16 protein-coding genes are annotated in these 12,556 nt (G+C 71.6%); 9 read left to right on the top strand and 7 right to left on the bottom strand.

Annotation, left to right across the window (positions count from 1 at the left end):
- The first annotated feature begins 191 nt into the window (after nucleotides 1–191).
- Nucleotides 192–917 carry a hypothetical protein gene (locus ACYVF7_RS52345; protein ID WP_460354762.1) on the top strand — a complete coding sequence of 242 codons (726 nt, stop codon included), beginning with the start codon at nucleotides 192–194 and terminating at the stop codon, nucleotides 915–917.
- Entirely contained in the window at nucleotides 914–1,522 is a 609-nt protein-coding gene (locus ACYVF7_RS52340) for a hypothetical protein (RefSeq protein WP_460354760.1), read from the top strand. Before ACYVF7_RS52345 ends, ACYVF7_RS52340 begins: the two co-directional genes overlap by 4 nt.
- 129 nt (nucleotides 1,523–1,651) lie before the next feature.
- On the opposite strand, the gene ACYVF7_RS52335 is transcribed toward ACYVF7_RS52340, so the two are convergent.
- Entirely contained in the window at nucleotides 1,652–2,638 is a 987-nt protein-coding gene (locus ACYVF7_RS52335; RefSeq protein WP_460354758.1) for an NAD-dependent epimerase/dehydratase family protein, read from the bottom strand.
- An 84-nt stretch (nucleotides 2,639–2,722) separates the two neighbouring features.
- Nucleotides 2,723–3,166, bottom strand: coding sequence for a MarR family winged helix-turn-helix transcriptional regulator (locus ACYVF7_RS52330; protein WP_460354756.1), 444 nt, complete (start codon nucleotides 3,164–3,166; stop codon nucleotides 2,723–2,725).
- A 50-nt stretch (nucleotides 3,167–3,216) separates the two neighbouring features.
- On the opposite strand from ACYVF7_RS52330, the gene ACYVF7_RS52325 reads away from it, so the two are divergent.
- The 5 genes from ACYVF7_RS52325 (at nucleotide 3,217) to ACYVF7_RS52305 (ending at nucleotide 6,759) form a co-directional block, all read left to right on the top strand.
- On the top strand, nucleotides 3,217–3,741 hold the full coding sequence (locus ACYVF7_RS52325) for a MarR family winged helix-turn-helix transcriptional regulator (protein WP_460354754.1): 525 nt from the start codon (nucleotides 3,217–3,219) through the stop codon (nucleotides 3,739–3,741).
- 116 nt (nucleotides 3,742–3,857) lie between these two features.
- On the top strand, nucleotides 3,858–4,865 hold the full coding sequence (locus ACYVF7_RS52320) for a pectinesterase family protein (RefSeq protein WP_460354752.1): 1,008 nt from the start codon (nucleotides 3,858–3,860) through the stop codon (nucleotides 4,863–4,865).
- Nucleotides 4,866–4,876: 11 nt separating this feature from the next.
- Nucleotides 4,877–5,866, top strand: a complete 990-nt coding sequence (locus ACYVF7_RS52315; protein ID WP_460354750.1) for a hypothetical protein — start codon at nucleotides 4,877–4,879, stop codon at nucleotides 5,864–5,866.
- 141 nt (nucleotides 5,867–6,007) lie between these two features.
- Nucleotides 6,008–6,382, top strand: coding sequence for a metallophosphoesterase (locus ACYVF7_RS52310; RefSeq protein ID WP_460354747.1), 375 nt, complete (start codon nucleotides 6,008–6,010; stop codon nucleotides 6,380–6,382).
- Nucleotides 6,295–6,759, top strand: a complete 465-nt coding sequence (locus tag ACYVF7_RS52305) for a metallophosphoesterase (protein ID WP_460354744.1) — start codon at nucleotides 6,295–6,297, stop codon at nucleotides 6,757–6,759. Before ACYVF7_RS52310 ends, ACYVF7_RS52305 begins: the two co-directional genes overlap by 88 nt.
- 3 nt (nucleotides 6,760–6,762) lie before the next feature.
- Here the strand turns inward: ACYVF7_RS52305 and ACYVF7_RS52300 are convergent, their stop codons facing one another.
- Nucleotides 6,763–7,821, bottom strand: coding sequence for a saccharopine dehydrogenase family protein (locus ACYVF7_RS52300; RefSeq protein ID WP_460354742.1), 1,059 nt, complete (start codon nucleotides 7,819–7,821; stop codon nucleotides 6,763–6,765).
- Nucleotides 7,822–7,976: 155 nt separating this feature from the next.
- On the opposite strand from ACYVF7_RS52300, the gene ACYVF7_RS52295 reads away from it, so the two are divergent.
- The gene (locus ACYVF7_RS52295; RefSeq protein ID WP_460354740.1) at nucleotides 7,977–8,909 is read left to right on the top strand and encodes an AraC family transcriptional regulator; all 933 of its coding nucleotides are present in this window, start codon (nucleotides 7,977–7,979) and stop codon (nucleotides 8,907–8,909) included.
- Between the two features lie 122 nt (nucleotides 8,910–9,031).
- Here ACYVF7_RS52295 and ACYVF7_RS52290 read toward each other — a convergent pair whose 3' ends face one another.
- The 4 genes from ACYVF7_RS52290 to ACYVF7_RS52275 all read right to left on the bottom strand — a co-directional run bounded on the left by ACYVF7_RS52290 (nucleotide 9,032) and on the right by ACYVF7_RS52275 (nucleotide 11,740).
- A complete protein-coding gene (locus tag ACYVF7_RS52290) occupies nucleotides 9,032–9,463 on the bottom strand; it encodes a YkvA family protein (RefSeq protein WP_460354737.1) in 432 nt (143 codons plus the stop codon).
- Between the two features lie 75 nt (nucleotides 9,464–9,538).
- Complete coding sequence (locus ACYVF7_RS52285; protein WP_460354734.1) at nucleotides 9,539–10,285, bottom strand: SDR family NAD(P)-dependent oxidoreductase; 747 nt, start codon at nucleotides 10,283–10,285, stop codon at nucleotides 9,539–9,541.
- Between the two features lie 266 nt (nucleotides 10,286–10,551).
- The gene (locus ACYVF7_RS52280; RefSeq protein WP_460354732.1) at nucleotides 10,552–11,181 is read right to left on the bottom strand and encodes an alpha-ketoglutarate-dependent dioxygenase AlkB; all 630 of its coding nucleotides are present in this window, start codon (nucleotides 11,179–11,181) and stop codon (nucleotides 10,552–10,554) included.
- Nucleotides 11,182–11,218: 37 nt separating this feature from the next.
- Entirely contained in the window at nucleotides 11,219–11,740 is a 522-nt protein-coding gene (locus ACYVF7_RS52275) for a GNAT family N-acetyltransferase (RefSeq protein ID WP_460354730.1), read from the bottom strand.
- 143 nt (nucleotides 11,741–11,883) lie between these two features.
- On the opposite strand from ACYVF7_RS52275, the gene ACYVF7_RS52270 reads away from it, so the two are divergent.
- On the top strand, nucleotides 11,884–12,495 hold the full coding sequence (locus ACYVF7_RS52270; RefSeq protein WP_460354728.1) for a helix-turn-helix domain-containing protein: 612 nt from the start codon (nucleotides 11,884–11,886) through the stop codon (nucleotides 12,493–12,495).
- The last annotated feature ends 61 nt before the right edge of the window (nucleotides 12,496–12,556 follow it).

Genomic DNA, 12,556 nt, shown 5'->3' with positions numbered 1-12,556 from the left:
CGGAGATCCGCGGGTGAAAGGCGGGGGAGAGACCGCGTCGGCCGCGCAGAACATGGCAGGTCCCGTCAGACGGGGCCGCGCAGGACATGGCCGGTCCCGCCGGACCGGGCGGGGCATACGCCACCGGACGTACGGGCGGTGTCTCCGGACAGGTGACGACTTCCGCAAAGAACGTGGCGATCTTGTTGGTCATGCCCAATTCACCGATCCGTCATGGTGCGTCGCGACCATGGACCGGCGCCCTCAGCGGACTGTGCCACGTGCTGCTCTTCCTCGCCTCGCTGGCGCTGCCCGGCATCCTCGGGCAGCAGGGCGGTGCCGGGATCGTCACGCCGTACTCCACCGACGCGGAAGTGGCGCACTTCCTGTCCACCGCTCCGCGGGACGTCCTGCCGGTGGCCGCGTTCTGTCAGGCCATGAGCGCGCTGGCGCTCCTGCTCTTCGCCGCCCGTGTTCCCGATCACCTGCGCAGGATCGATCCGCAGAGCCCGCAGGCGGGCGCGGCCCGCACCGTGGGAACCGTCGCTGCCGCCCTCCTGCTGCTGTCCGCTTGCGCGCAGTGGGTCCTGAACCGGCCCGGCACCGGCTCGGACCTGCATGTTTATCGGGCCGTCATGGACCTGACCTTCATCACCGGTGCGGGACCCCAGGTCGCCACGACCGGTCTGCTCTTCGGCGCGGTCGCGGTCGCGGCCCGCACGACCCGCCTCCTGCCCGGCTGGCTGTGCTGGATCGGCATCGTGGTCGCCGTCATCTCGGCATTGTCGATGCTGTCCCTGCTGGGGAAGGCCGCCACCCCGCTCATCCCGATCGGCCGGTTCTCGGGCATGCTCTGGCTCCTCGGCGCGAGCATCGTCCTGCTGCGCCGCCGGGCCGCCGTGTCCGGCAGGGCGAGCGTCGTGGAGGAGCCGGTGTGACCAGGACGCCCGCCGACGCCTTCCGGGAATCCCGCACGCCGCGACGCCGACGGCTGTCGCCGACGGCTCGCAAGGTCACGGTGATCGTTCACCTGATCGCATCGATCGGCTGGCTGACGCTCACATTGTGCGTGCTCGTCCTCGGCGTGGGGGCCCTGACCACCTCCGACGCCGATACCTTGCGCGCCGTCTACCGTGCGATGCCGGTCCTCGGTGACGCGCTGATCCTGCCGCTCAGCGTGCTGTCCTTCGGGAGCGGAGTCGTCCTGGCGATCGGCACCGCGTGGGGGCTGTTCCGGTACCACTGGGTCGCCGTGAAGTTCTGGCTCACCCTCGCTGCGATCCTGGCCTCCAACTTCGCCCTCACCGACCGGCTGCACGAGGCCGCGGACGCGGTGGCCCGTCATCCCACCGGTTCCATCTCCTCGATGGATCTGGGATTCCTCCCGTACAACCTGGTGATCATCCCGTGCGTGGGGCTGGCGCTGTACACCACGAACGCGGTGCTCTCCGTGGTCAAACCCTGGGGCCTGCGGGCGAAGGCGACCAGGGCCTCGACCCCATACCGCGATCGGCGGCGAACCACCCATCACCAGGCCGGCTGACGCTGTGCCCGGCCGTCCGCGTGGGCCCATCGACGTCGACGCGGCCTGTGGCGAGACCGGCTCCGACCGGCCCGCGCCGGCCGGTCGGAGGCCGCTCGGCCGCGTCGGCCCGCCGGCGTCGACGGGGGCTCAGGGGCGTGTGGCGAACTCGGCCATGCCCTCGTCGAAGGGGACGGCGGCCCGGAAGCCGAGTTCCGTACGGGCGCGGTCGGGGGAGGCGGCGACGTGGCGGACGTCGCCCAGCCGGTACTGGCCGGTCACCACGGGATCGGGCCCGCCGTACACCTTGGCGAGGGCGATCGCCATCTCGCCGACCGTGCGTGGCTCACCGCTCGCGATGTTGTACGCCCGCAGCGCGCCCGCCGGTGATCCCTCCGACTCCAGGGCCAGGACGTTGGCGCGGGCGACGTCCCGTACGTGGACGAAGTCGCGGCGCTGCCCGCCGTCCTCGAAGACACGGGGCGGCTCGCCGCGTTCGAGGCTGGAGCGGAAGATCGCGGCGACGCCCGCGTACGGGGTGTCGCGCGGCATCCGCGGCCCGTACACGTTGTGGTAGCGCAGCGCCACGACGCTCCCGTCGGTCGCGCGGGCCCAGGACGCGGCGAGGTGCTCCTGGGCGAGCTTGGAATCGGCGTACGCGTTGCGCGGGTCGACGGGCGCGTCCTCGCCGACGGCACTCGGCGTCAGCGCCGCGCCGCACAGCGAGCAGCGGGGCTCGAACCGGCCTGCGACGAGGTCGGCCTCCTCCCGGGGACCGGGCCGTACCCGTCCGTGCGCGGCGCAGTCGTACGCGCCCTCGCCGTAGACGACCATCGACGACGCCAGCACGAGCCGCCGTACGCCCGCCCCGGCCATGCCGGCGAGCAGGACGGCCGTGCCGAGGACGTTCGTCGAGGCGTAGGCGGGCAGGTCGGAGACGTCGACGCCCAGCCCGACCTTGGCCGCCTGGTGGCAGACCGCGTCGGCGCCGAGGAGACACCGCGCGACGGTCGCGGCGTCCCGTACGTCCTCGCCCGACCGCAGGTCGAGCGGACGCACCTCATGGCCGTGCTCCTGGAGGGTCTCGACGATGTGGGATCCGATGAACCCGGCGGAGCCGGTCACGAGCACGCGCATGCCCGCACGGTAACCACGGCCGGGCGGCCGGAACCGGAACGGCGGCGAGCCGTCCGCATTCCGTAAGAATCACCGCGTATGCGATCAGGCGGCGACTTCGGCGTCGAGGTTGCCGGCGATCCGCTCCAGGAGGTTCATCAGAGTGTCGTAGTCGTCGGTCGAGAGGCCGTCGACGACGCGGGCACGGGCGGCGTGCATGCGCGTCGCCACGCGGGCGTACGCGTCCCGGCCGGTGTCGGTGAGCGTGAGATCGCCCTCGTCGGTCCGGGTGACCCAGCCGCGGTCGGCGAGTTCGTCGACGTACGGCCGCATCGTTGGCTCCTCGTCGGAGATGAACGGCGCCATGGCGTGGTCCAGCCGCTCCGGGCCGATCGGGCCGGAGGAGATCGTGTTGAGCACCTGCCAGAACCGCCGGTTCAGTCCCTCCTCGGCGAGCACGCGGCGGCCCATCTCCTCGATGCGCTGGTCGATGTGCTTCACCCAGTAGCCGAACGGGCGGGTCTGTCGTACCTCGGGACGCTGCTGCATTGATACCTCTACTTCCATGTAAAAGTGCATGTATTTGTAAGCTAGCATCCATGAACCCGAGGCAACAAGAGGCGCTGGCCGCCGTGGAGCGCGCCATGGTCGCCATCCGCCGCAGCCAGACGCGCCGCGCGATGAGCAGGCTCGGGCGGGATCTCGACGGCGTCACCTTCGATCCGACCGTCTTCGGCGTCCTCGACGCGATCGAGGGGATGGGACGGCCCTGCACGGTCACCGAAGTGGCCGCGGCGCTCGACGTCGACCAGCCGAGAGCGAGCCGCCTGGTGGCGCGCGCCGTCGACGCCGGCCTGCTCGTCCGCCTGGCCGACCAGCGGGACGGCCGCCGTACGCCCGTCGCGCTCACCGACCGTGCCCGGGAACAGCTCGATCGGATTCATCGGTTCCGGCAGGAGACGTTCGCGCGGGCGATGGCCGACTGGCCGGACGACGACCGAGCCACGTTCGCCCGGCTGCTGACCTCGTTCGTCGAGTCCTTCACCACGCTGACCGCGGCGCCCGGCGCCGGTGAAACTTTCAGCGGGGATCGGCCGTCTCCCGGCCGGTCGGCGGACCGGTGACCAGCGCGGGCGCGCGCAGCGGCCGAGACCGCCGGGCCCGGTGCGTGCCACGGCTTTGACGCATGATCCGCCGCGGCGGAATCTGCTCCTGATCGGGAGACCCCTCAGGAGGTGCGATGTCCGGCGAACGACGAATCGGCGCGGTCGTCGCGGTGTCACTGGCGTCGATGACGCTCGGCGGCCCGGCGTCGGCGGCCACGGTCGTCACCGTGGCCCAGGACGGCAGTGGGAACTACACCACTGTCCAAGCCGCCGTGAACGCCGCCCCGTCGAACGGCTCCGGCTTCGAGATCGACATCAAGCCGGGGACGTACCGGGGCACCGTCTCGGTCCCGTCCGCCAAGACCCACGTCACCCTCAAGGGCCTCGGGTCGAGCAGCAGCCAGGTCGTCATCGTCGAGAACCACGCGGCGAGCCAGTACGGGACGCAGGGCAGCGCGACGGTGTCCGTGTCCGCGAACGACTTCAAAGCCACGAACCTGACGTTCTCCAACGACTACGACGAGGCGAAGAACGGCAGTTCGCAGGCGGTGGCCCTGGACCTCAACGCGGACCGGGCCGTCCTGGACAACGTGCGCGTCCTCGCGAACCAGGACACGCTGCTGCTGTGGACGGCGAGCACGAGCACGGTCGGCCGCTCGTACATCCGCGCGTCCTACATCGAGGGTGACGTCGACTTCATCTTCGGCCGGGGGACCGCGGTGTTCGACCGGTCGGAGATCCACTCGCTGAGCCGCGGCTCGTCGAGCAACAACGGGTACGTCACCGCGGCGGCCACGAACAAGGCCAACCCCTACGGCTTCCTGTTCTACAAGTCGACGCTGACGAGCAACGCCCCGGCCAAATCGGTCTACCTGGGCCGCCCCTGGCACCCCTCCAACGACGCCAACGCGGTGGGCCAGGTGCTGTTCCGCGAGTCCACGCTCGGCGCGCACATCCGCAACGACCCCTGGACGGACATGTCCGGGTTCTCGTGGAAGGACGCGCGCTTCTCCGAGTACGCGAACACGGGCGCCGGCGCGGCGGTCAACTCCAACCGGCCGCAGCTGAGCGCCTCCCAGGCGCCGTCCTACACGCCGGCCCGCTACCTGGCCGGTTCCGACGGCTGGAACCCGGTCTACTGACGGAGGCTGACATGCCGAGACCTCGACCGCGCAGGTGGCTGCCCGCCCTGAGCGCGCTGCTGTTCGCCTGCGCGTCCCCGGTGGCGGCCGGGTCGCCCGCCGCCGCGGCCCGACCGGCGTCCCCTGGCGGGACCGTCCGGGCGGCGACGGTGCCACCCCCGTCCTCGCCGGTGACCGGCAACGCGACCTGGTTCACCGGGCTCGGATCTCCGTACGGCGGGTGTGGGCTGCCGCAGGCGAACATCGACAGCCAGGACTTCGTCGCGCTCAACGTCTTCAACACCCCGCACGACTACAACGGCTATCCCCGCCCGATTTCGGCAGCGGACGCGGCCCGCATGGGCATCTTCGCCAACGGCCAGAACTGCGGCCGGTACGTCCAGGTGACGATCGGCGACTACTGCACGGGCGTCAACGACGGAGCGCCGAACCAGGCGTTCTGCCGGAACGGCTCCTGGGTCGCCGACGCCTACAACGGCGCGACGCTGACCATGCTGGTGGCCGACAGCTGCGCCGACAGTAACGCCTGGTGCCGCGACGATCCGTACCACCTCGACCTCGCGCAGGCGTCGCTGAACCGGTTCGCCAAGAACGGCGCACCGGTCGGCGACATGTACCCGAACCACTGGAACAACCGGCACATCAGCTGGCAGTTCGTCTCCGCGCCCGGCTACAGCGGCGACATCAAGATCGGGTTCCTACAGGGCGCGCAGGTCTGGTGGCCGGTCATCGCCGTCTCGCACCTGCCGAACGGGATCCACGGCGTGCAGTACTACGACGGGAGCACCTGGAAGAACGCGACGATGGACAGCGACATGGGCCAGGCGTACGTCATCGGCGGAACCGCGACGGCCGGCCGCGACTTCCGGATCCGCGTCCTGGACGCCTCCGACACGCTGGTCGGCGGAGGCCGCGTCTACTCCTTCTCCCTCCCGTCGTCCTGCCCGAACTCCTGCGGCCCGGCGTACACCCCGGTGACCTACACGACGAGCATCGGCTGACCCCGCTCATCGCCGCCGTCGTCGGCAGCGGAAGGCGGCAACGGCGGCGGCGATGAGACACCGCCGACGGCGAAGTGGCTTCCGGTTCTCGGCGCGCAGTGGCGCTTACCCGCCTCCCGCACGTGCCCGTACCGTCGTCGTGTGATCGTCTTCGCGCACCTCAGCGACACCCACCTCGACGGCGCGGCGCGCGCCGCCGCGCGTACGGAGGCCGTCATGGCCTACCTCGACCGGCTGCCGTACGACCTCGACGCCGTGCTGGTCACCGGGGACATCGCCGACCACGGCCTGGCCACCGAGTACGAGGAGGCGCGCGCGGTCCTGGCGTCGCGGCACCCGGTGCTGACCTGCCCGGGCAACCATGACGTCCGCGCCCCGTACCGGCAGGTGCTGCTCGACGAGCGGCCGCTCCGGGCCCGGTCAACCAGGTGCATCGCATCGCGGGGGCGGTGTTCGCGATGTGCGACTCCTCGATCCTGGGGCGGGACGACGGCCGCCTCGACGACGAGACCCTGACCTGGCTGGAGGGAGTGCTCGCCGAGACGCCGCCCGGAACGCCGGTGTTCGTCGTCTTCCATCACCCGCCCGTCGTCCTGCACGCCCCGTACGTCGACGCGATCCGGCAGTTCGGCGAGGACCGGCTCGCCGAGCTCATCACCCGTCACCCGGACGTCGTCGCCGTCCTGTGCGGCCACGCCCACACCCCGGCGGCGACGACGTTCGCGGGCCGGCCGCTGCTGGTCGCACCTGGGGTCGTCTCCACCGTCCGCCTGCCGTGGGAGACCGGTCCGCAGGGTGGCCTCATCGACCACGACATCCCTCCCGCGCTCGCCTTCCACGTCCTGGACGACGAGGGGCGGCTGACCACCCACTACCGGGTGGTCGTCGCCTGACCGTCATGGGCCGGTCACCTGCCAGGTGACGTCGTACGGGGCGAGGAAGCCGAGGAAATCCGCCGGGTCGAACGCCTGCGCCGGGGTCAGCGCCCCCGCCCGCCTCTCACCGGAGCCCCGGCCCTCGCGGGAGCCCCGGCCCTCGCCGGCGGCGAGCCGTCGCGCCCCTTCCACGGCGATCACCGCCGTGAGCCCGTACGGGTCGGGGCCCGTGACCCAGCCACGCGCCCGGCCGCCCCGGCCGTCGTCGGCCTGGACGACCATGAGCCACCGGGCGGCGCGGCGGGCGTCCTCGTCCGGCGTCTCCGGGATGCTCTCCACGACGTCCGGCGTCAGCGCCAGGAACGCCCCGGCCACCTCCGCCGCCACGACACTCCGTACGCGGCGCGCCGTCACGTGGCGCGGGACGGTGGCGACCCCCGGCAGCGGGAACGGCGTGACCGGCACCTCCTCGTCCGCGCCGGGCACGACGAGCGACGCGGGCGCGTCGTCACCGGCCGGGACCCAGGCGCCGTCGACGTAGTCGAGCGGCCCTTCGGCGAACACCTCCGCCATCGTTCGCGCGGTCCCACGTGAGGCCCCACCGGGACGCCGCATGTCGCCGATGAGCAGCTCCTCGACCGGTGAGACCCGCTCGGCCGTCAAGTGCGCGATCAGGTCGCCGGGGCCGCCGTCGTCGGCGAGTCCCGGAACGACCGCGACTCCGGCGCGTTCGGCGTCGGCGTCGTACGTCGACAGGATCTTGTTGATGTACCGCTGCTCGCCGGTGGTGTCGACGTAGTGCCGGCCCGCCGCGATGGCGGCGCGCACCACCGGCTCGCCCCGTGACGTGAACGGCCCCGCGCAGTTGACCACCGCGTCGCAGTCGCCGAACGCGCCGGCCAGCGCCGCGGGGTCGTCCAGGGCCGCGACGCGGACGTCCCCACCTCCGGCCTCCGCGGCGGCCTTGCGCAGGCGTTCCTCGTTCCGGCCGACCAGGACGGGGGTCATGCCCCGGCGGCGTACCTCGGCGACCGCGAGCCGGCCGGTGAACCCACTGGCGCCGTAGACGGCGATCCTCATCTCGTTCTCCCTGAACGTCTCGGGCGGGTCGCGGCACGTCCGCGACCTCGCCCGAGAATCACCGTAAGAATCGCGAGCGGCCGATCCCATGCCCGTACGTCCGCGTTCCATATCCGATCGTCTCGTTCGAGCGCGGTAGGCCGTACGGTTGGTGCATGGACGTGCTGAGCGACGCGGTCGCGGCGATGCGCACGGGCCGGCCGCACTCGGCGCGGACCCGGCTGTGCGCCCCGTGGGGAGTCAGGTTCCAGCCACAGGAGGGCGCCGGGTTCCACGTGATCCTGCAGGGCTCCTGCTGGCTGATTCCGGTACACGGCGAGCCCATCGCGCTGAACGTCGGCGACGTCGCCTTCCTACCGCGCGAGCTCGGTCACGGGATCGCCGACACCCCGTCACGGGGCCTGGCCGATGTCCACCTCACGTACGACGACCTGGCGCACGGCCCCTCCCTTGGCGTCGACGGGCCGGGTACCCCGACGGAGATGCTGTGCGGCGCGTACCGCCTCGACCACTCGCGCGCCCATCCGCTGCTGACGGAGCTGCCCGACGTCGTCCACCTGCCCGCCCGCGTCGGCCGGCATCCCGCGCTGCGCACCGCGATCGACCTGCTCGGCCACGAACTCGGCGCCCGTCCCCGTCCCGGCGGGGACGCCGCGCTGTCCGGGCTGCTGGACCTGCTCCTGCTGTACATCCTTCGCGCGTACTACGAGGACCAGCCCGATGAGGTGACCGCCGGCTGGGGCGCCGCGCTGCGGGATCCGGCCGTCGCGGGCACACTGCGCGCCGTCCACGAGGACCCCGCCCGGCCGTGGACGGTCGAGTCGCTCGCCGCCCAGGCCGGGCTGTCGCGGGCGGCCTTCGCCCGGCGCTTCACGGCCATGGTCGGCTCGCCGCCGCTGGCCTACCTCACGTGGTGGCGGATGACGATCGCGGCCCGGCTCCTCCGCGACACCGACCTGCCGCTCCGCTCCGTGGCCGAACGCACCGGCTACACCTCGGAGTTCGCCTTCGCCAGGGCGTTCAAGCGTGAGTTCGCGACCGCCCCGGGCCGATACCGCGCGGGTTCACCGGACGCGCTCACGGGCTGACGAGGCGCTGCGGGTTCGCCGGGCCGTGATCGCTCGCGGGCTGCGGACGTGCTGCGGCGTTTCGGGTGCCGCGGGCTCGTCGGGCGCACTCGCACATGGCCGACGGCGTTTCGGGTGCGCGATCATCGCTCACGGGCCGACAGCGCGCTGCGGCGCTTCCGGGTGACCTCCTGGCCGATCGCGAACAGTAGCCACGCGAACGCCGTGCCGTCGTCGATGATGCCGACGGGCAGGAACACGTCCGGGATCAGGTCGACGGGGGAGAGGATGTAAATGACGACGGCGATCATCGCGATGATCTTGCCTTTGCTCGTCCGGTACATCTGCTCCTGCACCCGCGCCTGCACACCGCCCCGGATCGCCCCGGAGGAAGACCGCGCTCCGGCGGCCCGGGGCGTACGGCGCAGTCGCACGATGCCGACGACGAGCAGGACGCCGCCGACGACCATCCCGACGATGCCGACCGTGCGAACGTCGAGAGTCCCGACGTCACCGCCGACGGCGAACGTCAGGATCGCGCCGACGAAGAGCACGAGTGCACCGAGCCAGGCCATTGCTCCTCCGGGGGGTTCGAGGACACAGCGAGTATCTCCCGGTTTCGCCCGCCTATGCGCACGCGGGGCCGATGGTCAGCGCATACCGCCCGCGGCGAGCACGTGCTCCCCGGTCAGCCATCCGGCGTCGTCGGAGGCCAGGAACAGCGCGACCGCCGCGATGTCCTCGGGCAGACCGACGCGCCCCAGCGGAGTGGATCCGACGAAGGTCTTTTCGAGATCCGAGCCCAGGACCCCGGTATGGGCCGTGCCCGGGGTCGCCACGAGTCCGGGATTGACGGAGTTGACGCGGATCCCGCGGGGCCCGAGTTCCTTGGCGAGCACCCGAGTGATCGCGTCCACGGCGGCCTTCGAGGCCGTGTAGACCACGGTCTCCGGTGGGGTCATCGTTGTTCCCGCCGAGCCGATGTTGATGATGCTGCCGCCTGCTCCCAGATACCGGACGGCCGCGCGGGTCGTGAGCAGTACGCCGAGGACGTTGATGTCGAACTGCTTGTGGAAGGACTCTTCGGTGAACTCCTCGATGGCGGCGAACTCCCACACGCCCGAGTTGTTGACCAGGATGTCGAGCCGGCCGAACCGCTCGATGGCATCCTCGATCAGCCGCTCGGCGTCGGCGGCCTTGGACACGTCGCCGCCCACGGCGACGGCCTTGCCGCCCGTGCCGGTGATGGCGGAGACGGTGGCCTCGGCCGCTGCCCGGCTCGTGGCGTAATTGACGATCACGGAGGCGCCCTCCGCGGCGAGTGACGTGGCGATGGCCGCTCCGATTCCCTTTGAGGCACCGGTGACCACCGCGACGCGCCCTGTGAGCTTGCCCATGGACCTTCTCCTCCTCGTTCGCGTTGCGACCGGACCGGAGGGGGACGGCGACACGGGGAGACGGCTTGCGATGCCTCTACCCATCGGCCTTCCCGGCGGGACGCCGGGTCACTCACCGAGGAGGCGTCCGTGGTCCCGGCTCGAAGGGAAGCCGGATCACCGACCGAGGCCGGGATGGGAGCGTGCGTCGTCCCAGGCCCGAAGGGAAGCCAGGTCACCGGCCGAGGCCGGCGATGGGGAGCGTGCGTCGTCCCCGGCCCGACGCGTCAGCGGACGCCGCGCGGGCGGAACTGGATGCTGATGCGGGGCCCGCAGGGCTTGGCGGTCTTGGGGACGGCGTGCTCCCAGGTGCGCTGGCAGCTGCCGCCCATGACGATGAGGTCACCGTGACCGAGGTCGTACCGCAGGGTCGCGCCGCCCCCGCGCGGACGGAGCGTCAGCGCGCGGGGCGCGCCGACCGAGATGATCGCCACCATGGTGTCGTGCGTGCTGCCGCGCCCGATCGTGTCGCCGTGCCAGGCGACGCTGTCGCGGCCGTCGCGGTAGAAGCACAGCCCGGCGGTGCGAAACGGCTCGCCGAGCTCGGCGGCGTAGTGCGCGTCCAGCGCGCGTTTCGCCTCGTCGAGTGCCGGGTCGGGCAGCGGCTCGTCTTCTTCGTAGAACTTCAGCAGGCGGGGTACGTCGACGACCCGGTCGTACATGTGCCGCCGTTCGGCGTGCCACGGGACGGTGTCGCGGAGCCGCTCGAAGAGCGTGTCCGCCCCGGTCACCCAGCCCCGGCGCACGTCGACCCAGGCCCCATGGTCGAGGACCGTACGGTGCACCGACGAGCCGAGCGGGCCGAGGCCGCTCTCGTCGTCGAAGTCGAGCAGCGACGCCTGGAAAGCCCCTGTCATACGACGAGTCTACGCACTCGTTCAAACGCATGTTCGATCATTTGGCCTGAAGGTCCAGGCGCCAGTCGTTGCAGCGCATCGGGTGCCCCGGCGGATACTCGAAGTCGCAGGGGCCGAGCAGGGTGAAGCCGAGCTTCCGGCAGATCGCGTTGGACGCGGGATGGTCGACGGACGGATACGCGTGCAGGAACCGGTGCCGCCGTTCGGCGCGGGCGCGCTCGACGACGAGACGGCCCGCGGCGGTGGCCAGCCCCCGGCCGCCGAACTCCGGCAGGATGCCCCAGCCCGTCTCGTAGACGGTCTCGCCCCGCCACTCGCGCTCCCAGTATCCGATGCTGCCGACGGCCGCGCCCTCCGGGAGGACGACGCGGAACATCCCGCCGGACCCCTCGTCTCCCGGCTCCAGGTAGCGCCGGTGGCGGCGGAGGACCTGTTCCTCCGTCTCCGGGCCGCCGAGGTGCTCCGTCATCTCCGGGGCGTTGATGCGCCGGAGCAGATCGAGGTCGCCCTCGCCCCACGGCTCGATCCGGACCTCGGGGGCGTGGGTCGGCTTCGGCACGTCATCGTCCTTTCCCGGGTGGTCCTGCGGCGTCGGGCCGGCCGGGGCCGCCGTCGGCTGCGAGAACATGGCATCTCAGAACCAGGCCAGTATGCTCCTGGAAAACTAAGTATGTCACTGTAAATCTCCAGAGCTTGGAGCCGATGATGACCGACGGGGCCGATGCGCGCGACGACCGTGACTCCGGGCCGGGCTCCGGGCTCCGGCCGCGGATCGGAGACCGGCTGCGGCGCGCGCGACGGCAGCGGGAGCTGACGATCGAACAGCTCGCCCACGCCACCGGGCTGACCAAGGGATTCCTCTCCCAGGTCGAACGGGACCGGGCCAACGTGTCGGTCGCCTCGCTGCTGCGGATCTGCGAGGTGCTCGGTGTACGGGTGGGAGAGCTGTTCGACGACGGGGAGTCCGGCCTGGTGTCGGCCGACCGTCGGCCCGCGCTGCACTTCGGCGGCAGCGGTGCCCAGGACTTCCTGCTCACCCCCCGTACGAACCGGACCGTCCAGGTCATCCAGTCGACCGTGGCGCCGGGCGGGAACAGCGAAGGGGACGGAGATCCGCCCTATCGCACCCGCTCCGACGCCCAGTTCATCCACGTCACGAAGGGGGAGTTCGAGATCACCCTCGACGGTGAGGTGTTCCGCCTCAGGGCCGGGGACTCTCTGACCTTCACCGGCCGGGAGAAGCGAAGCTGGCGCAACCCGTCGGCGGAGGAGGACGCCGAGCTGCTGTGGATGCTGACGCCCTCCCTGTTCTGACCCAGTGCCGTGCTTATTTGATTTTTCGGGTGTAGACGACGCGGTCGACGAGGCGTTCGTG

This window comes from Actinoallomurus acanthiterrae (assembly GCF_054775715.1).
Note: the sequence above shows the minus strand (reverse complement) of the source record. Positions and strands in the feature narration are given on the sequence as shown.